14 protein-coding genes are annotated in these 18,813 nt (G+C 67.5%); 7 read left to right on the top strand and 7 right to left on the bottom strand.

Annotated features, from left to right (window positions below; translation table 11 throughout):
- The first annotated feature begins 82 nt into the window (after positions 1 to 82).
- The 3 genes from ACTWQA_RS41610 to ACTWQA_RS41600 all read left to right on the top strand — a co-directional run bounded on the left by ACTWQA_RS41610 (position 83) and on the right by ACTWQA_RS41600 (position 6,404).
- Positions 83 to 3,424, top strand: a complete 3,342-nt coding sequence (locus ACTWQA_RS41610) for a family 16 glycoside hydrolase (RefSeq protein WP_443164393.1) — start codon at positions 83 to 85, stop codon at positions 3,422 to 3,424.
- Positions 3,425 to 3,678: 254 nt separating this feature from the next.
- Positions 3,679 to 4,806 (top strand): AAA family ATPase, encoded by a 1,128-nt coding sequence (locus ACTWQA_RS41605; RefSeq protein ID WP_443164392.1) that lies wholly within the window; start codon positions 3,679 to 3,681, stop codon positions 4,804 to 4,806.
- 65 nt (positions 4,807 to 4,871) lie between these two features.
- On the top strand, positions 4,872 to 6,404 hold the full coding sequence (locus ACTWQA_RS41600; RefSeq protein ID WP_443164391.1) for an AAA family ATPase: 1,533 nt from the start codon (positions 4,872 to 4,874) through the stop codon (positions 6,402 to 6,404).
- Positions 6,405 to 6,555: 151 nt separating this feature from the next.
- Here the strand turns inward: ACTWQA_RS41600 and ACTWQA_RS41595 are convergent, their stop codons facing one another.
- From ACTWQA_RS41595 to ACTWQA_RS41575, 5 genes are all read right to left on the bottom strand, one after another.
- Positions 6,556 to 7,380 carry a carbohydrate ABC transporter permease gene (locus tag ACTWQA_RS41595; protein WP_327583603.1) on the bottom strand — a complete coding sequence of 275 codons (825 nt, stop codon included), beginning with the start codon at positions 7,378 to 7,380 and terminating at the stop codon, positions 6,556 to 6,558.
- A 1-nt stretch (position 7,381) separates the two neighbouring features.
- A complete protein-coding gene (locus ACTWQA_RS41590) occupies positions 7,382 to 8,338 on the bottom strand; it encodes a carbohydrate ABC transporter permease (protein WP_443164390.1) in 957 nt (318 codons plus the stop codon).
- A 71-nt stretch (positions 8,339 to 8,409) separates the two neighbouring features.
- Positions 8,410 to 9,681 carry an ABC transporter substrate-binding protein gene (locus tag ACTWQA_RS41585; RefSeq protein ID WP_443164389.1) on the bottom strand — a complete coding sequence of 424 codons (1,272 nt, stop codon included), beginning with the start codon at positions 9,679 to 9,681 and terminating at the stop codon, positions 8,410 to 8,412.
- A gap of 169 nt (positions 9,682 to 9,850) precedes the next feature.
- Entirely contained in the window at positions 9,851 to 11,545 is a 1,695-nt protein-coding gene (locus ACTWQA_RS41580; protein ID WP_443164388.1) for a hypothetical protein, read from the bottom strand.
- A gap of 134 nt (positions 11,546 to 11,679) precedes the next feature.
- Positions 11,680 to 13,077, bottom strand: coding sequence for a hypothetical protein (locus ACTWQA_RS41575; protein WP_443164387.1), 1,398 nt, complete (start codon positions 13,075 to 13,077; stop codon positions 11,680 to 11,682).
- 125 nt (positions 13,078 to 13,202) lie between these two features.
- Here ACTWQA_RS41575 and ACTWQA_RS41570 point away from each other — a divergent pair, with 125 nt between their 5' ends.
- The gene (locus ACTWQA_RS41570; RefSeq protein ID WP_443164386.1) at positions 13,203 to 14,669 is read left to right on the top strand and encodes an extracellular solute-binding protein; all 1,467 of its coding nucleotides are present in this window, start codon (positions 13,203 to 13,205) and stop codon (positions 14,667 to 14,669) included.
- Positions 14,670 to 15,374: 705 nt separating this feature from the next.
- On the opposite strand, the gene ACTWQA_RS41565 is transcribed toward ACTWQA_RS41570, so the two are convergent.
- Complete coding sequence (locus ACTWQA_RS41565) at positions 15,375 to 15,857, bottom strand: ATP-binding protein (RefSeq protein ID WP_443164385.1); 483 nt, start codon at positions 15,855 to 15,857, stop codon at positions 15,375 to 15,377.
- Positions 15,858 to 16,141: 284 nt separating this feature from the next.
- On the opposite strand from ACTWQA_RS41565, the gene ACTWQA_RS41560 reads away from it, so the two are divergent.
- On the top strand, positions 16,142 to 16,972 hold the full coding sequence (locus tag ACTWQA_RS41560; RefSeq protein ID WP_397128596.1) for a helix-turn-helix domain-containing protein: 831 nt from the start codon (positions 16,142 to 16,144) through the stop codon (positions 16,970 to 16,972).
- Positions 16,954 to 17,178 carry a DUF397 domain-containing protein gene (locus tag ACTWQA_RS41555; RefSeq protein ID WP_397128595.1) on the top strand — a complete coding sequence of 75 codons (225 nt, stop codon included), beginning with the start codon at positions 16,954 to 16,956 and terminating at the stop codon, positions 17,176 to 17,178. The genes ACTWQA_RS41560 and ACTWQA_RS41555 overlap by 19 nt, the downstream gene beginning before the upstream one ends.
- Before the next feature lie 152 nt (positions 17,179 to 17,330).
- On the opposite strand, the gene ACTWQA_RS41550 is transcribed toward ACTWQA_RS41555, so the two are convergent.
- Entirely contained in the window at positions 17,331 to 17,756 is a 426-nt protein-coding gene (locus ACTWQA_RS41550; RefSeq protein ID WP_443164384.1) for a hypothetical protein, read from the bottom strand.
- A 180-nt stretch (positions 17,757 to 17,936) separates the two neighbouring features.
- On the opposite strand from ACTWQA_RS41550, the gene ACTWQA_RS41545 reads away from it, so the two are divergent.
- Positions 17,937 to 18,518 carry a tetratricopeptide repeat protein gene (locus tag ACTWQA_RS41545; protein ID WP_443164383.1) on the top strand — a complete coding sequence of 194 codons (582 nt, stop codon included), beginning with the start codon at positions 17,937 to 17,939 and terminating at the stop codon, positions 18,516 to 18,518.
- The last annotated feature ends 295 nt before the right edge of the window (positions 18,519 to 18,813 follow it).

The raw sequence follows: 18,813 nt of genomic DNA, 5'->3' as shown, positions 1-18,813 counted from the left end.
AATGAGACCCGGCATCCGCCGATGGATCGCAGCTGTCCCGGCGATGCCGCACCCCCACACCCCCGCCGAGATGGGACAGCTCATGCGGAAACCATCCCTGTTATCCGTCTTACTGATCATCGCGCTCTCATGCCTCGTCGTACCCGCTCAAGCGCACGCGGCGGTGCCGCCGCAGGAGCCGGGCATCACCCTGCGCACCTACGACGTCCAGGTCGAGCTGTCCAAGCTCTGCACGCTCAAGCCCGGTCAAACACCCAACGTGGACAAGCTGATGCCCACGATCGACTGGAACTCCGACGCCGACTTCGGCCTGACCGACACGTTCGTCACCGAGGTCATCGGCAACATCTCCATCGCCGCCGCAGGCACGTACGAGTTCCGGCTCACCAGCGACGATGGCTCCCGGCTGCGCATCGACGACACCGTCGTGATCACCAACGACGGGCGGCACGGCCCGATCGCCGTGGACGGCATGATCACCCTGACCACTGGCTACCACGCGCTGCGCGTCGACCACTTCGAACACCTGTACGGCCAGCAGCTCAAGCTGGAGTGGAGACCACCCGGATCCGCGGAGTTCACCCTCGTACCGAACTCGGTGCAGAGCACGGACGCGGAAGTGGTGCGGGTCACCGCCCCCGGGCGCAAGGAGTGCGAGAGCGGCGCCGACTCGCCTGGCGACGGGCTGCCGCTGGAGTCGGTACACCCTGACTTCGCGCTCACCGACCTGCGGCCGAACGGTTTCCAGCCGCAGGTGACCGGGATGGACTGGCTGCCCGACGGCCGGTTGGCGATCGCCACGTGGGGCGGCTCGGAAACCGAGCTCGGCGAGGTCTACCTGCTTGACAACGTCACAGGCAAGACCTCAGCCGCGCAGGTGACCGCCAAGAAGATCGCCGGCGGGCTGCAGGAGCCCATGGGCATCAAGTACGTGGACGGCAAACTCTACGTGTCGGAGAAGTCCCGGCTGGTGGAGCTGAACGACACCAACGGCGACGAGGTCGCCGACAACCTCAGGACCGTGGCGAGCTGGCCGTTCGGCGGCAACTTCCACGAGTTCGCGTTCGGGCTGCTCTACCGTGGCGGCCACTTCTACCTCAACCTCTCCGTCGCCATCAACTACGGTGGCGCCACCACCGACCCGCAGCCGGCGCGGGACCGGGGCACGACCATCAAGGTCAACAAGGCCACCGGCAGGGTCGAATACATCGCCGGCGGTCTGCGCACGCCCAACGGCCTCACCTGGGGTCCGGGGGGTGACCTGTTCGTCACGGACAATCAGGGCGGCTGGCTGCCCGCCTCGAAACTGGTGCACATCAAGAAGGACCGGTTCTTCAACCACTACACCAACCCTGACGGCCCGTTCGACAACAACCTGGTGAGCCCGCCCGCGCTGTGGCTGCCGCACAACGAGATCGCCAACTCCCCCAGCACCCCGCTGGTCATGAGGCAGGGCAGGTTCGCGGGACAGATGCTGTTCGGCGACGTCACCTACGGCGGGATCCAGCGGGCCTACCTCGAGAAGGTCAACGGCGAGTACCAAGGCGCGGTCTTCCGCTTCACCCAAGGACTCGAGGCAGGGGTCAACCGGATCAGCCTGGGGCCCGACGGCGCCATCTACGCCGGAGGTCTCGGCGCCGGCGGAAACTGGGGCCAGCCGGGCAAGCTCACCTACGGCCTGCAGAAACTGACCCCGGTCGACGACAAGGCGTTCGACATCCTGAGGATGCGCGCGATCGAGGGCGGCTTCGAGCTGGAGTACACCCAGCCGCTGTCGGCGGAGACCGCCACGTCGCCGGCGTCCAAGTACCAGGTCACCCAATGGCGGTACGCCGCCGCCTCCACGTACGGTGGCCCCAAGGTGGACGAGGAGCCGCTGACCGTCACCTCCGCGAAGCTGACCTCCGGCGGGAAGAAGGTCACGCTCAAGATCGCCGGTCTCAAGCCTGGGCGCGTGGTGCACCTGCGGTCGCCGCGCCCGTTCAGCTCGGCCTCAGGGCAGCCGCTATGGAGCACCGAGGCCTGGTACACGCTCAACTCGCTGGTCGGCGGCCCGACGACGGACACGACGTACGAGGCGGAGAGCGCGGCACACAGCGGCGGCGCGAAGCTGGGCACCGACCATCTCAGTTACTCGGGAAGCGGCTTCGTCGACGGCTACTGGACGGCGGGCGCGGCCACGCAGTTCGCCGTACGGGCAGCCGAGGCCGGCACGTACCACGTGGGCCTGCGCTACTCCAACGGCCCGCACCCCGCACCCGGCACCAAGTCGCTGAGCGTGTACGTCAACGGGACCAAGGTCAGACAGGTGCCGTTGCCCACCACGGAAACGTGGGACCTGTGGGCCACCCAGGTAGAACCGCTCACGTTGAAGGCAGGCGCCAACACCATCGCCTACAAGTACGACAGCGGCGACACGGGCAACGTCAACCTGGACTCCATCACCGTGGCCACGCGACCGGTGCTCGAGGCGGAGAACGCCTTGCTGCGCGGTGGCGCGAAGGTGAGCACGAACCATCAGGGCTACACCGGCAAGGGCTTCGTCGACGGCTACACCGCCACGGGCGCGAGCACGTCGTTCACCGTACGGACGGACTCACCCGGCATGCACAACGTCGGGCTCCGCTACGCGGCCAACGCCGGCACGTCGGTGAGCGTGTACGTCAACGGTGACGAGGTCAGGCAGGTGCGGCTGGCCGCCACCGGCGGCTGGGACGCCTGGGCAGTCCAGACCGAGGCACTCAACCTGAAGCGAGGATCGAACAGAATCACCTATAGCTACGACTCCGGCGACACAGGACAGCTCAGCCTCGACCACCTCACCGTGTCGAAGGCACAGCGAATCATGCTGTTCGACGGGTCCAACCTGGCGGCGTGGGAGAAGCGGGCCGGCGGACCGGCGACCTGGCCGATCGCGAACGGCTCTATGGAGTCCTACGGCGGCGACATCCGTACCCGGCAGACGTTCGGCGACTTCACGCTCCACGTCGAGTGGTACGAGCCGGACTACCCACCGGACGTGACCGGGCAGCAACGCGGCAACAGCGGCGTCTTCCTCCAGGAACGCTACGAGGTGCAGGTCCTCGAGTCGTACGGTGACACCACACCGGCTGCCAACGAGGCGGGCGCGATCTACTCCAAGCGCGCGCCCGACCGCAACATGGCCACCGCCCCGGGAACCTGGCAGACCTACGAGATCACCTTCCGCGCGGCCCGCTACACCAGCGCGGGAGTGAAGGTCGACAACGCGCGGGTGACGGTCGTCTGGAACGGCGTCGTGGTGCACAACGACGTGAGCATCGACGGCGGCACAGGCGACAACATCCCGGAGAGCGCGGCCTGGGGCGGGATCCGCCTCCAGGACCACGGCGACCCCGGCGAGAATCCCCGCTTCCGCAACGTCTGGGTCGAACCCGTCACCTGACATCATCCGGCCCGGCAGGCCGTCCCGCCTCTGCGCGTGGCCGGTCTGCCGGGCCATGAGAGCGCCGTGCTGACCTCGTCCTGGATGATCGCCCACACGCAGACCGCGCCCGTCACCTGGCTCGGCTACGAGAAGCCGCCTTGGTTCCCTTGTTCCAGGCACTCAGATCAGAGTGGTGCCAGAATGTGACCGTGCCACCACTCCGAGCGAAGTATTTCAATACCACCGGCCCCTGCGATCCGCAGCTCCATTACATGCTTCCCCCCACACCACGGCTTCCCGAGGCGCGGGCGCTCATCGAGATGGACCGCTATTTCGTGCTGCATGCCCCCCGGCAGACCGGCAAGACGACCATCCTGGACGCTTTGGCGTCGGAGCTGACCGCCGAGGACGACATCGCCGCTCTGTCGTTCTCCTGCGAGCGCGCCAAGATCTTCAGCGACGACATCGCCGCCACGGAGACAATTCTGCTGGACTCCCTCCGCGAGACCGCAAACTTGTCGGGATTGTCCGGCGAACTGCTGCCGCCGGACTCCTGGCCGGAGGAGCAGGCGGGCACCCGGTTCGGTAAGGCGCTGAGCGCGTGGTGCCGCCGCTGCCCGCGCCGGGTCGTGCTGTTCCTCGACGACTTCGACGCCCTGCAGGGCAACAGCCTGATCAGCATCCTCAGCCAGCTCCGCCACGGCTACAACGCGCGGCACAAGGGGCATCCGTTCCCCGCCTCGGTGGTGCTGTGCGGGTTGCGCGACCTGCGCGACTACAAAACTGCCTCCAGCGGCGACCCGGCACGGCTCAACCCGGCCAGCTCGTTCAACATCTTCGCTGACTCACTGCGCCTGAGCGACCTCACCACCGACCAGATCGCCGAGCTGTACGACCAGCACACGCAGGAGACCGGCCAGGAGTTCACCAAGGACGCCGTAGACCGCGTCTTCGAGCTGACCCAGGGACAACCCTGGCTGGTCAACGCCCTCGCCCACGAGATCACTGCCGAGATGAGGGTGAGCGGCGCCATCACCACCGCACAGGTCGATGAGGCCAAGGAGCGGCTGATCCGGAAGCGCCCCATCCACCTGGACGCCCTCATGACACGATTGCACGAGCCCCCGGTGGAACGAGTAATCCGGGCGATCATGGAAGAAACCCTGCCGGGCACGGACGCTCCCTTCGACGACGACGTCTCCTACGTTCGCAATCTGGGCCTCATCCGGGGAACCGGAGAACCGGAGATCGCCAACCCGATCTACCGAGAGTTCCTGCTGCGGCACTGCTTCACCGATCTGCTGCGCCGGGAACAGCAGGGACCTTTCACCGACGAGAAGCTGGCCGAGGCCCGCATAAGGATCTTCGGGCCCTCAGGTCAGAATGGTGGCAGAATGTGACCATGCCACCACCCCGAGCAAGGTATTTCAATACCACCGGCCCCTGCGATCCGCAGCTCCACTACATGCTTCCCCCCACACCACGGCTTCCCGAGGCGCGGGCGCTCATCGAGATGGACCGCTACTTCGTGCTGCACGCGCCCCGGCAGACCGGCAAGACGACCATCCTGGACACCCTGGCCTCCGAGCTGACCGCCGAGGGTGACATCGCCGCCCTGTCGTTCTCCTGCGAGCGCGCCAAGGCGGCCGGCGACGACTACGCCGCAGCGGAGTCGCTGCTGCTCGATTCCCTCTGCGACGCCGCGCAGTGGTCGGGATGGCCGGACGAGCTGCTGCCGCCGGATCCCTGGCCGCAGGCCACTCCGGGCAGCCGGTTCGGCGCGGCGCTGCGTGAGTGGTGCGACCGCTGCCCGCGCCGGGTCGTGCTGTTCCTCGACGAGATCGATGCCCTGCAGGGCGCCAGCCTGGTCAGCATCCTCAGCCAGCTCCGCGATGGCCACAACGCGCGGCACAAGGGACATCCGTTTCCTGCCTCGGTGGTGCTATGCGGGTTGCGCGACCTGCGCGACTACAAGGTCGCCTCGGGCGGCGACCCCGCTCGGTTCAGCCCGGCCAGCCCGTTCAACATCCTTGCTGACTCGCTGCGCCTGGGCGACTTCACCGCCGACCAGATCGCCGAGCTGTACGACCAGCACACGCAGGCGACCGGCCAGGAGTTCACCAAGGACGCGGTGGACCAGGTCTTCGAGCTGACCCAGGGACAACCGTGGCTGGTCAACGCCCTCGCCCACGAGATCACCTTCAAGATGAAGGTGATCGGCACCATCACCGCCGAGCCGGTGGAGGACGCCAAGGAACGGCTGATCCGGGCACGCGCCACCCACCTGGACTCCCTGGCGGCCCGGCTGCACGAGCCCCGGGTCAAGCGGGTGATGGAGCCGATCGTGGCCGGCGGCCCCTACACCGACCGCAGCAACTCCGACGACCTGTCCTACGCCCGCGATCTGGGCCTGATCACGCAGAAACCCCCGCCGCAGGTGGCCAACCCGATCTACCGGGAGGTCATCCTGCGCGTGCTGGGCGACCTGACGGAACAGAACATCCACGCCGACCCGCACAGCTTCGTGCTCCCCGACGGCCGGTTCGACCTGCCACGCCTGCTGGAGGAGTTCGTGGTGTTCTGGCGCGAACACGGCGAAGTCCTCATCCAGCAGGAGGGATACCACGAGGCCGCCTGCCAGATCATCCTCATGGCCTTCCTGCACCGCCTGGTCAACGGCGGCGGCTACCTCAACCGTGAATACGCCGCCGGCACCAAACGCCTGGACGTGCTCGTCCGCTGGCCGTACAGCGGCCCCGACGGTGGACGGCTGATCCAACGCGAGGCCATGGAACTAAAGGTGTGGCGACCCGGCGCAGACGACCCCAAACCCGAGGGCCTTGCCCAGCTCGACCGCTACCTCGACCGCCTCACCCTCACCACCGGCGTCCTGGTCATCTTCGACCGCCGCCCCGAAGCCCCACCATGGAAGGAACGAGGCAGCTTCGACCAGGCCACCACCCCATCCGGCCGCCAGGTCACCGTCCTGCGGGCGTGACGAGTGCTTACTCGGTGAGCCATCGCGATCGTGCGGGATCGCTGGCCCGGCGAAGGTCTCACCCGTACTCTGGTGAGTTCCTTGTCGAGAAGGCCCCTCATCGGGCGCCTGTGCCCCGCTTCACCTGACGGTCGGGGATCGAAGACAGGCACTAATCCTTCAGGCCCGCGCTGAGGTCGGCGTTCATCACGTACTTCTGGAAGATCAGGTAGATCACGACAAGGGGGATCATGGACAGGACCGACGCCCCGAGCAGGACGGACCAGTTGACGTTCTCCGCGCCCACGATGCTCGCGACGCCGATCTGCAGGGTGAACTCGTTCGGGTCGTTGAGGACGATCAGGGGCCAGATGTAGTCGTTCCACCGCCACTGGAACGACATGATGGCGAGGGTCATGATGATCGGCCGGGAGAGCGGGAGCATGATCCGGATGAAGGTCGACAGTTCCCCGCTGCCGTCGATGCGGGCCGCGTCCAGCAGGTCGCGCGGCACGCTCAGGAAGAACTGGCGGAACAGGAAGGTGCCCGTTGCCGTGATCACTGAGGGGGCCACGACGCCGGCGAGACTGTTGTACAGGCCCAGGTCGCGGACGATGAGGAACAGGGGGGAAAGGATGACCTCGCCCGGCAGCATCGTGGTGGCCAGGACGCAGATGGTGAACGCCCGCAGCCACCAGTTGGTGTACTTCGCCAGGGCGTACCCGCAGGTCGCGCTCGTCACGATGGTGATGAGGGTCGCGGACACGGCCACGATGAGGGTGTTGCCGAAGTAGCGGCTGAAGTCGAAGCTCGTCCAGGCGTCGGTGAAGCCGGAGATGGTCGGCTGCTTCGGGAAGATGGTCAGCGGATAGGAGAACAGCTCTCCCGCCGGTTTGAAGGAGCTGAGCAGGAACCACAGGACGGGAATGCCGTACAGGGCGACCATGAACCACAGGGCCGCCGTCGCCCAGACCTTCTTCGGCAGCAGGTAATCCATCTCAGGAGTCCTTCCGGCGGTTGATGACCAACTGCGTGATAGCGATGATCATCAGAATCAGCATGAGCACGAAGGACGCCGCGCTCGCGTAGCCGATCTGGGCGCGGCGGAAGCCGGTCGTGAAGATGTACTGGATGAGCAGGTTGTTTTCGGTGCCCGGACCTCCGGCGTTGACCGCTTGGATGAGCGCGTACTCCTTCATCGAGTGCAGGGTGGTGAGCAGGATCACGATGAAGGACGTGGGCGCGATCGAGGGCAGCGTGATGTGGCGGAACTTGGCCCACGCGCCCGCGCCGTCCAGGGACGCGGCTTCGTAGTACGCGGTCGGCACGTTCTTGATGGCCGCGACGAACATCAGCATGTTGACCGCGGTGCTACCCCAGGCTGCGGCGATGACCACGATGATCAGGGACAGGTTCGCGTTGGACTGCCACGGCACCGCCTCGCCGCCGAGCGCGATGATGACGTAGTTGACGAGCCCGAAGTTCTCACCGAAGATCCAGCGCCAGATGACACCGGCGATGATCGGGGAGATGAGCCAGGGCACGAAGAAGATCACCCGCGCGACCGGCTTGCCACGGCTGTACGGGCTGACGAGCAGCACGGCCGCGCTCAGCGCGGCGACGTACGTCAGCGGAACGACGGCCGCGGTGAAGATCACGGTACGGACCGTCGCCGCGTAGAACGCCTCGTCGTTCAGCAGCCGCTGGTAGTTGTCCAGACCCACGAACGGCGCCGAGCCGACGCCCGTGTAGCTGGTGAAGGAGTATCCCAGGCCGATGACGGCCGGCCAGGCGAAGAAGAGGAGGAACAGGGCGAGGTTGGACGAGATGAGCAGCAGGGGCGCCAGGGTGTAGCGGTCATGCCGCCGGGGCCGTCGGCGGGGCCACCGCCGCGACGCGATCAAGGCCGATGTGTCGTCGGCGAGCCCCGTCGACTGCTGGACACTCTCCGCCATTGCGCTCTCCTCTTTCCGCACTCGTCAACGCTCGGCCCGCCGGCGCGGGGACGCGCCGGCGGGCCGAGCGATCAGCCGACCTGCTGGTTGAGTCCCGACACGATGTTGTCGACGGTCTTCTTGATGTCCTGCTGACCGTTGATCAGCTTGGACATCTCGTCCTTGGTCGGGTCGTCCTGGATGGACTTGCCGGCGAGCAGGAGCTTCGTCCCGTTCTGGTGTCCCGAGGAGGAGATCGGGTCCGCCAGCTCGATCTCCTTGAGGTAGAGCTGGAACGCGTCCAGGGCGGCCTGGTTCTTGAACGGGTAGTTCAGCGTGAGACCGGACTCCACCGGCAGGTAGCCGTTGACCTGCGCGAGCTTCGTGTAGTTCGCGGGCTGGAAGATGTAGTCCACCCACTTCTTGGCGGCCTCGGCCTTGTCACCGTTGTTGAAGGCGACCACCTTGCCGCCGAGGTTGATGTCGGTGGCGTGGATGGAGCCCGGCGTCGGCGCGCTGGCCCAGTCGAAGCTCGTGATGCTTTCCGCGAAGTCCGCCACTTGCCAGACGCCGGAGAAGTACGCGACGACCTGGCCGCTCTTGAACAGGGCGTTCGGGTCAGCGCCCGCGCCCCAGACGGACTTCGGCATGACCTTGTCGTCGTTCAGCGAGGCGAACTTCGACATCGCCTGCACGGTGGCGTCGTCGGGGGTGGCGTACTTGTTGTCCGCGCCGAGCTGGAAGCCCTTGCCGCCGTGGCCATAGATGAAGGCCCTGATGCGCGCGGGAGACTGGTCGTAGACCAGGTCGTACTTGGCGCCCGTGGCGGTGCGGACCTTCGTGGCGGCGGCCAGGAACTCGTCCCAGGTCCAGGTCTGGCTCGGGTCGGCGGGAATCTCGACCTTGGCCTTCTCGAACAGGGTCTTGTTGACGAACAGCCCGGCCGCCGTCAGGTCGGAGGGGATGCAGAGGACCTTGCCGTCCTGGACGGTGAGCAGGTCTTTGTTGATCTTGTTGGCCGGGGCGTTCGCCGTCGCGGCGAGGTCCTGGAGCTGGTTGATCCAGATGGTGTCGAGCGAGGGCACGCTGGCCGCGTCGGGCAGGGAGTTGGCCTGCGCCGCCTGGCGCAGCTTGTCCTGGTAGCCGTCGTAGGGGACGTTGACGATCTCGACCGTGACGCCCTCCTTGGCCTGGAACTCCTTGGCCAGGTCGTGGTAGCCCTGCGCCTGGGCCGAGCTCGCCGAGAGCCAGAAGGTGATGCTCTTAGCGCCGGAGTCCCCGCCCGAGCCTGCGTCGGAGCTGGAACCGCATGCGGTGAGGGCGATCGCCGCGGCGACGGTCACTGGCAGCCAACGCCAGCGCATGAGTCGTCTCCGGGCTGTCGCAGAAGTCGTCATGGCGTCTCCTTGAACGTTGTCTGCCTGTGGCGTGGGACGGTAACTGGAAAGCGTTTGCCGGGTCAATAGTCAGTACGTAAGCTGTTTAGGATCTTTCGACATATAGACATCAGGACAAACTTCCTTAGCTGCGGTTTTATCCCGAGTGATGAGGAGCGGTGAGACCTAAACGCAACCTTCCCGGGACTCGTCCGGCGACGTAGAGCCGCTCTCCCGACACGGCGTCGGTGCCCCCGAGGAACCGGTACTCCTCGCCGGGCTCGTAGCCGGGAACCGCATGGGAAGCGGCCATCGACATAGCGAGCACCGTGACCGTGATCGAGTCGCCGCCGACGCGGTAGACCGCAGGCTCGCCCGGGTCGAGCTGCCAGGCGTGCTCGTCCAGGGCCACGGCGCCCGTCATGCGCCCGCCGGGCCGGAAGGCCAGCTCCAGCGCCCAGTCCACGGCCGGGCCCGCCAGGTCGACGGTCAGGTCGGCCCCGGTGTCCGTGATGGCCACGTGGACGGCGGTGGTCAGCGTGACCTCGTCCCGCGTGCGCAGGCCGAAGTCCATCGCCGAGCTGAACCGGCCATCGTCCACCAGCCCGTAGCGGCCGCGCGCGTCGCGGTTCTGATCCGTCATCGGCTGGTAGTAAGAGGCCGACACGGATTCCGTGAGCGTCGCGGTCGTACCCCCCTGATCGTCCTCGACCAGCAATCGGGCGGCGCGGAACGGCCCCAGACCGAAGAAGACCCGCGAGAGACGCACGTCTCCCAGGACGGCCGCCCCGGCGAACAAGCGGAGAAACGTCGGGGAGTTCGCCAGCCCGGAACGGACGCGTCTGTGGCGTGGATAGTCGGAACCGCCGAAGACCACGGTCGTCGTCGCGGGCCGATGGTCGACGAGCAGTCCCGCGGCACCGAAGACGCGTTGCCGCGGTCTCCGGGGCGGGACGGGTTCCGGCAGCTCCCGCGCGATGCCGGGATCGAGGATCAGCTCCGTGGCCGCGCGCGCCGGTGAGACGACCCCCTGGGACAGCGCAAGCCCGGCCGCCCAGGCGAGGTCGCCCCGGCCGCGCAGCAGCGCGATCCGGCGCAGCGGGAGCAGGTGGGGCGCCAGGGGCAGCGGCTGCCGCTGGTCCTGGCGGCGCGACAGCACCGTCTCGACCGACCCGTCCGGCAGCAGCAGATCGAGCGTGGCGTCCAGGTTGCGTTCGACGGCGTCGACCAGGTCGGGACGGTCGAACAGCTCGGCGATGGCGAGCAGCGACGGGTTCGACACGTACGCGGCGTAGTTGGCGCTGCGTTCGGAGTAGAGCCCGTCGTCGTCGATGTCGACTCCCTCAGCCAGCCACTGGCCGACCCGTTCCGCCAGCACCCGATCGGGCGCGAGCCGGTGCAGCCTGGCCAGGGCGGCCGAGATCTCCCAGCGGTGGTTCGGGGTGTGCACTCCACCCCGCGCCAAGGCCGGGGTGACCGCCGTCAGTAGGTCGTCGAGCAGGTCCGCCAGCCGGTGCTCGGCACCGCCGGGAGGGTCGCGCCGCAGCAGCCACAGGGCGTCGGCGAGATCGTTGACGCTGAACGCGGAGTCCGGCGGGGAGTCGACGTTGTCACCGCCGGTGAACAACCCACCGGGACCCTGTAGCTCGCGCAGCCGGGCGGCGAGCCGGGCCGCGTGATCGAGCAGCCGGCCGTCCCGCCCGTACGCGACGAGGGCCAGGATTCGTTCGGCCAGCCGGCGGTGTTGCAGGTGACCCCCGCCATCGCCCTCGTTGAGGATCGCCTTGACCTGCCCGGTCAGGGCAGCCTGGACCGCCGCGGTGAACGCAGCGTCAACATGTTCGTCGTTCATCTCTGCATCGACCAGCCACGAGCGGGTTCATCTGGAAGCTGTAGCGGGCCGCGGCGTAGAGGTGCGTGCCGTACTCCACGGGCGTGCCGCTGTTGTCGTAGGCGACGATGCCGGCCGATTCATGCTGATCTCCTTCAGAGCGGCGAGATCTCGAGGGTGAGGTGGAGGGGGCCTGGGTAGCGGATCCGGAAGGGGGCGGGTCTGGCGGCGGCGCCGGTGGAGACGGTCACCGACAGGCCCGGCAGGAGCCAGCGGTCCGCGCCGACGTCAGCCCGGCAGTCCGACTCGAACTCGAGGTCGCCCGCGGCGGTGACCTCGAGCACGCCGTCCTTGGTCACGGTGGCGTCGACGCCGGCGGACGGCATGACGCGCAGCCAGTGCGGCGCGCCGTCGTCGCCGCGCCAGTGGACGGTGACCGGGTGGTACTGATCGTCCGCACCTGTCTTGGCGCCGCCGGTGTCCTGGGCGCCGATCATGTGGTGCGGCCCGAGCCACGACGTGGCGATCCGCCGCGGGGACTCGGTGACGGTGGTGCTGACCCAGCGCGGTTCCTCCGGGGCCGGGGCGAGCAGCCCGGCGGCCTTGGGGTGGGCGCCGAGCAGGGCGAAGCAGGGGGCGAAGCACAGGTCGTGCGCGTGGACCGCCTGCGAGGGGTCGCCGGCGGGCAGCGGCGCGCGCTCCAGGCCGTCGGCCAGCGCGATCCACTGGCCGAGCAGGGACACGTAGCCGGACAGGTCCATGCCGTACGAGCGGTCGTACGGACCCGCCAGGTTGCGCAGGCCGGGGTGGTAGCGCCGGCCGATCTCCGTCCAGAGGCCGACCTCCATCTCGTCGCCGAGTTCGCGCAGGACCGGCGATGAGCTGCCGCGCCAGAGGGCCAGAGCGAACAGGTCCACTCCGTAGTAGGTGGGCGAGTTGAATTCGGCGAACGTCCGCGTCCGCCGCCAGATGTCGAAGACCTGCCGTCCCAGGCTCTCCCCGGCCGCGGCCAGCGCGGGATCGCCGCTCCGGACGCCGACCTCGTGCATGAGATGCGCGCTCATCAGGGCGATGTTGCTGTAGTGCGGCGACACCGCGCGTTCGCCGGCGTTGCCGGCCGCGAGGGCGAGCGCCCCGGTGATCCGCCGGACCAGGTCGTCCGGCAGCGTCTCGCCGTACTCGCGCAGGACGAGCAGGAGCGTGCAGCCGACGAACTCGCGCCAGTTCGGGTCGTAGTCGTTCCACAGGACCGGGTCGGCGGGGGGCTGCGGCTCCTGGGGCGAGCGCCGCCAGGTTCCGTCGTACGGCGTCCCCGGCGCCATGTACTGGTGCGTCAGAACCGAAGCCAGCGCCTCGGCGGCCCGCTCGGTGTCGGCCCTCATGAGCAGGCCGAGCGCGTACCAGGAGGTCTCCCTGACGCCATGGGTGCGCCAGGCGTGCGAGGACCTGGCGAGGGAGATCGCCGGGTAGCGCAGGAGCCGCACTTCGGGGTCCCACAGCGAGTCCATCCACGCCATGGCCCGCGCCGCGAGCTGATGGCCTGGTCCGCTCACAGGATCTACCTTTCACCTGTTGTCATGACATTCGGTGATTAGACCTGAAGGAGATGCGCAGTGTCAATAGTGGCAAATAGGATGACAAAAGAATGGTTTCGAGCGTGCTGCACCAAGGGAGCGTGATGTCGCACAGTCAGCCGCCACCGCTGTACGAGCAGCTCAAGGCCCGCCTGGTAGCGGACATCAGGGCCGGGCGCTTCGGTCCGGACGGCAGGATCCCCACCGAGCAGGAGCTGTGCGAGGAGTTCGGGCTGAGCCGCACCCCGGTGGCCAGGGCGCTGACCGAGCTGGCCCAGGAGGGGATCGTCCTGCGGCAGCGGCGGCGCGGCACGTTCGTCAACCCCGCGTGGGCCTGCGGGGCGGCTCCGGCGGAGGAGGAGCAGGAGACGGCCGACCTGACCGTCCTGGCGACCGGCACGGTCAGCGTCGACCACCTGCGGACGGCGGCGGCCGGCGCGGCCGTCCGGCCGCGGATCCGCACGGTGCGGTTCGACGAGCTCCACGCGGCCTTCCTGCGGGCCATCGCCGAAGGGCGCGGCCCCGACCTGGCCGTGCTCGACTCCGTCTGGGTGGCCGAGTTCGCCAGGGCGGGCTTCCTGACCCCGCTGGAGGACCTCGATGCCGACGGCTGGCTGGCCAACGAGTACACCCGCGACCTGCTGCCCCCGTTCTCCCACCGGTTCGGCGGACGGACGCCGGCGGTGCACGCACCGGCCGACGTCACCGGGCTGTGGTACCGGCGCGAGACGTTCGAACGTCTCGGGCTGCGCGCGCCCCGGACCTGGGAGGAACTGCGCGCCACCGGCCGGCTCCTGGCCGGGCGTCGTCCGGGGTTTGGGCACGTCCTCGTCATGCCGGGCGGGCGCCGGGCGGGGGAAGAGACCACGTACGCGCTGACCGGGCTGCTCGCCGCCAACGGCGCCCTCGTCCTGGGCGAGGGAGGCGAGGTGGTTCTGGACAGCCCGGCGGCCGCGGAGACCATGCGCCTGGTCCGGGAGCTGATCGCTGACGGGGTGCTGTCGCCGGACGTCGCCGGCTTCGGCAAGGACGAGGCCGTCAAGCTGCTGGCCGCGGGCAGAGCCGAGATGTGCGTCGGCGCCAGCTACCAGGCCGGTGCGCTGGCGAAGGTGACGAGTCTCTCGCTCGATCAGGTGCACAGCAGGTTCGGCTTCGCCCCGATGCCGCGCGGCCCGGAAGGCCGCTCCGCGGTGATGTGCGGCGGGATGGTGTACGTGATCCCGCGGCAGGCCCGCCATCCCGAGGCCGCGATGCGGCTGCTGCGGGCCGCCATGGCTCCCGACGCCCTGGTCCGGCTGTGCCTCATCACCGGGCAGCTGCCGCCGCGACGGACCTCTCTCCAGGCGGCCGCCGCCGTGTCGGCCTTCCACGCCCAGACCGCCGCCCTTCTCGACCGTGCCGTCCTGCGTCCGGTGAGCCCGGTGTACGCGCTCGTTTCCGCTCAGCTTCAGGTCATGATCGAGGAGGTTCTCCGCGGCGAGCGCGGCCCGGCCGCCGCCGTCGCCCGCACCGCCGATCTGATCCGCGCCGTCACGATGACCGCTGACGTGACGCGACCTGCTGCGGGCTGACGTCGGGGACCTGCGCGTCGATCCGACCGGCACCCGCTGCCGGTATTTGGTCATGTCTCCCCGGCCTCCGCCATGGTCGGCAGGAGTGACACGGTCAGGTTCTCGATGTCCATGGGATTCCCGGGGCGCTTCAAGCCCATCGTTCATTTAAGCAACAGGGACAACCCCCTACAGTTGGGACTCGTGGATCGAACTCAGGTCATGGTGCGAAGACTGGGGGACGGCGAGCACGTCCGCGTAGGAGAGGTGCTCTCCCGTGAGCGAAGCGTCTTCACCGTGCGATAGAACGACGACGGAACCGAGGAAAGCCTTCGGCTGGACCACCGCAATCTGCTCGTCACCAAGGGAACGCTTCGCTTCATCTCCCTGATGGACCCGGAGCAGATCAGCAAGAGGTTCACCGATGCCCCGGCAGGCGAGCTCACCGGGCTGCACCTCTGAGCAGCGATGCCCAGACCTGCTCTGCCTCGGCCGCCGCCGTCCACGCCGTCTCGTGGATCACGCCACCGACAGACCGCCGGATGAAGGCGAGCTCGCCCGCGACGCAGAACTCGTAATTGGGCACGCAACGGCTACAGGTGTGGCAGCCCAGCCGAACCCGGCCACACCGAGCAGCGGGGTTCGCCCATGTGATCCGTTCATGGCCCTCCTGGGGAGGAGCCACGTGGAGGCCGTGATACTCCTCCAGCGGGTCATGCGCCCCGCTCATCGCCGATCCTCCGTACGAGGCAGCGCGAACCAGATCGCCTTGCCCGCCAGTCCAGGGCACGTGGCAAACCCCTGCGGGATGCAGCCATACAGCCCGGCCGACAGCTTCGCCACGATCAGCAGCCCTCGGCCGTTCTCGGCTTGAGTGTCCGCACCCCGCAGCATCGGGCGAACGGCTCCGGCGTCGACGACCATGCAGACCACTTCGGCCGGATCGACCCGTACCACCAGCTCGTACGGCGCGTCACCGTACAGAACCGCGTTGGTGACCAGCTCGCTGACCATCAGAACCGCGTCGTCAACGAGATCCCGCCCCAGACCGACCAGCAGGAGCGCACGTCGGACGAGGTCTCGGGCATCACCCACCGCCCGCGCGTCATCCCGAAGCCGCCAGACCATGCTCTGCTCGACAGAGCTTGAGCGCTCCGCCGCCACAGCGGCCTCCACCGATTGGGCGGCTCCCGATGTGATCTCGCTCAACAAGAGATCCCTTCCGTACATTTTGATCCTTTTCTAGGGAATGTCGATTTTCTCCCGCTCTAGGTATGTCAATAAGCTTCCACCCCTAGCGTTTCGCTGTCCATTTCCTGTCATGACCAGAGGCGGAGCGGAAACTTTGACTTTCAGTCTGCCCAGGTGAAGACTTATCTTGTAGAAGAAATCACCGCACATTCGAGTCCCAAAAAAGTCCTTCGGCTGGGGCTCGTTGTCAAGTTTCGTCAAGCACCCGTCAAGATGCTGGGGAGGACAGGTGAGGGATAGTCATGGGCAACGACCTTGATCCGCGTCTGACACCAGTTCAGCGCTTCGGCAAGGAGCTGGCGCGGACTCGCAGAGAGCACGATTTGACACAGGCAGCGCTCGGCAAGCGCTTGGGGTGCTCGTCATCGCTTGTGGCGCATGTTGAGAAGGGGGACCGGACGCCGAAGCCCGACTTCGCCGCAGGATGCGATCAGATTTTCGGGACACGCGACCGCTTCGTCCGCCTGTGTCGCAGCATCACATCTCCGTCCGGGCCAGGCTGGTACCTCCGGTGGACAGACGAGATCGAGCCCTCGGCACGCGTTCTCAGAAGCTGGGATCCCCTCCTGTTCCCTGGCTTGCTCCAGGCCGAGAACTACGCCAGAGCCGTCTTTCGAGGCGGGCTCGCGGGGACCTCAGACAAAAGCGTTGAGGATGGCGTCAGCGCTCGCATGCACCGCCAGCTCATCCTCGACACCGAAACACCGCCCACGCTGTGGGTCCTCCTTGATGAGATGGTGCTTCGTCGCCCTGTCGGGGGTCCGCAAGTCATGGCCGCGCAACTGGAGCATCTCCTTGCCGTTGCCGACCGCCCCTACGTGACGGTGCAAGTCGTCCCCTTCGACACCCCGTGTACCGCCGGCCTGCTGTCCGGCTTCATCATCGCTGAGCTACTGGACGGCCCCACGGCTGTATCGGTGGACTCCGCAGGTAGAGGCGAGGTGTCAGCTGAACACGACTTCGTTACGCTGATCTGGGATAGATATGACAAACTACGAGCAGAGGCGTACCGTCCCGGACAGTCTCTAGAGATGATCGAGGAAGCCCGAGACCAATGGAAGCTCAAGACCTGATCCATGCGGACCTCCTCCGGGCGGCATGGAGGAAGAGTTCGCTCAGCGGCGATAATGGCGGAAACTGTGTCGAGGTCGCCAGCAATATCCCCGGAATCGTCGCCGTGCGTGACAGCAAGAACCCGAACGGCCCCGCGCTCGTCTTCACCCCGGGCGAGTGGCGAGCCTTCCTCGGCGGTGTCAAGCTCGGCGAGTTCGACGCATAGTCTGATTGCCCTCGGCAACGAGACTCTGCCATCCCCTTTGGGGGATATGAGCCGTTTCCATATTGCATTCGCAGGCGCCTGACCACTTCCGGCGGTCAGGCGCTTTTGCGTCATCGACCAGGCGTCAAAGGCAGGGGTCGACACGCGGACGATCAAGCTGCCAGAGCCGTATCCAGGTAAGTGATGTCGCTGGTGGCCACGTACAGGCGCCAGCTCAGCACACCATGGCGCGTCACGACGGTGACGTGGACGCCGGCGGCGGTGAGCCAGGCGACGAGGCCGGCGAAGTAACCGTCTTCTGAACCGATGACGACCCGTTCGAAGCGCAGGTCGATGCGGTCGCTGACGGCCATCTCCGTCAGGACGCTGTCGGCGCCGTCCGGGCCTGAGCGGGTGAGGATCTGGGCTCCGCGGATCCCGCGACCGACCTCGATCAGCGAGCGCGGATTGACCCCGACGACGAACTGGTCCAGGGGGCCGACCTGCACGCGCTGCCGGTACTCGGTCATGGTCTGCTCGACCTCCACCGTGGTCGGCAGGGGTGACGTGGTCAGGTTCTCAATGTCCAGTACGTGCATCGAAAAGCAGCCGGAAGACCGCCCTGCGACGGCGGCCGAGGTGCACGATCGGCTCATGCCGTACCTCGCGGGGACGGGACCGCTCGGCGACATGACAGCTCCCGGCTCGAGCCCTGTCCGGATGTACGCGCACGCGATCAGCCGCACCGTCACTGACGGGACCCGGTCAGGGTTCCCGCCATGAGGAACGCTCCGGCGGATGACGACTTCAGCCGCAGTGACATCGGGCGTGCTCGCAGAGAGGCGATGTCTCTGGTCAGAGAGTCGCGCTATGGCGATGCGGCAGGCGTACTCGCCGAAGTCGCCGTCCCGGCAAGCCGCAACCTCGGCGCGGCCGACCCGGACGTAATCGGCCTGCGCGGACAGCTCGCGGATGTCCTGTTCGCAAGCCAGGACCATCGGCAGGCCGCACGCGAATTTCGGCAGATCGCGGACGACCTGCTCCTGGAGCCGGAGCCTGACCACGAGCAGATTTCCCAGTGCAGGCTGCAGGAAGCGACCTGTCACGTCCACGCGGGCGATCCCGAGCTCGCGCTCCACATCATGCGCGAACTGCTGGCGGATGAGATGAGCCGCTTCCCCGAGGACGACGCGCGGCTCTTGGAATTGCGTCGCCAGATAGGCGAGCTGGAAGTCGGCGTCGGCGATGTGGACAAGGCTCGCGTCACCCTCACGGACTTGCGGAATGACCTCACCAGGCTCTACGGCCCAGACCACGGCGCGACGATCCGCGTGTCCGAGTTGCTGGCAAGTCTTTCCTGACGGTGTTCGCCGTCTGCCCGGATCGCGCACATGACCAGGGCAGTGAGCGGAGCGCACCCAGAGGATCGGGCAGACGGCAGGGAGGCATGCTGGGACCTGCCCGCCGTACCCGAAACGGTGACCGCAGCGCGTCGGCTCGTGCGCGAAACCCTCACAGCGTGGGGCCTGTCCCATCCGCGTCAGAGCTAATGAACCAGTCCCGGTCCGAAACACCTATCAGCCGCGGGTAGTTTGATCACCCGTTGGAAGAGGTTGGAGCAGGTGGCAGGACCACAGCAGGACCCCAAGCAGTCCC

It is taken from the genome of Nonomuraea sp. 10N515B, from assembly GCF_052245915.1.
Taxonomy (GTDB): Bacteria; Actinomycetota; Actinomycetes; order Streptosporangiales; family Streptosporangiaceae; genus Nonomuraea.
This window is presented reverse-complemented; position numbering and strand designations above follow the sequence as displayed.

Bases quoted from the DNA above. Each gene is read 5' to 3' on its own strand.
- ACTWQA_RS41590 (WP_443164390.1), bottom strand. From the start codon at position 8,338: ATGGCGGAGAGTGTCCAGCAGTCGACGGGGCTCGCCGACGACACATCG.
- ACTWQA_RS41610 (WP_443164393.1), top strand. From the start codon at position 83: ATGCGGAAACCATCCCTGTTATCCGTCTTACTGATCATCGCGCTCTCA.
- ACTWQA_RS41550 (WP_443164384.1), bottom strand. From the start codon at position 17,756: ATGCACGTACTGGACATTGAGAACCTGACCACGTCACCCCTGCCGACC.
- ACTWQA_RS41570 (WP_443164386.1), top strand. From the start codon at position 13,203: ATGTCGCACAGTCAGCCGCCACCGCTGTACGAGCAGCTCAAGGCCCGC.
- ACTWQA_RS41585 (WP_443164389.1), bottom strand. From the start codon at position 9,681: ATGCGCTGGCGTTGGCTGCCAGTGACCGTCGCCGCGGCGATCGCCCTC.
- ACTWQA_RS41595 (WP_327583603.1), bottom strand. From the start codon at position 7,380: ATGGATTACCTGCTGCCGAAGAAGGTCTGGGCGACGGCGGCCCTGTGG.
- ACTWQA_RS41560 (WP_397128596.1), top strand. From the start codon at position 16,142: ATGGGCAACGACCTTGATCCGCGTCTGACACCAGTTCAGCGCTTCGGC.
- ACTWQA_RS41555 (WP_397128595.1), top strand. From the start codon at position 16,954: ATGGAAGCTCAAGACCTGATCCATGCGGACCTCCTCCGGGCGGCATGG.
- ACTWQA_RS41605 (WP_443164392.1), top strand. From the start codon at position 3,679: ATGCTTCCCCCCACACCACGGCTTCCCGAGGCGCGGGCGCTCATCGAG.
- ACTWQA_RS41580 (WP_443164388.1), bottom strand. From the start codon at position 11,545: ATGAACGACGAACATGTTGACGCTGCGTTCACCGCGGCGGTCCAGGCT.
- ACTWQA_RS41545 (WP_443164383.1), top strand. From the start codon at position 17,937: ATGAGGAACGCTCCGGCGGATGACGACTTCAGCCGCAGTGACATCGGG.
- ACTWQA_RS41600 (WP_443164391.1), top strand. From the start codon at position 4,872: ATGCTTCCCCCCACACCACGGCTTCCCGAGGCGCGGGCGCTCATCGAG.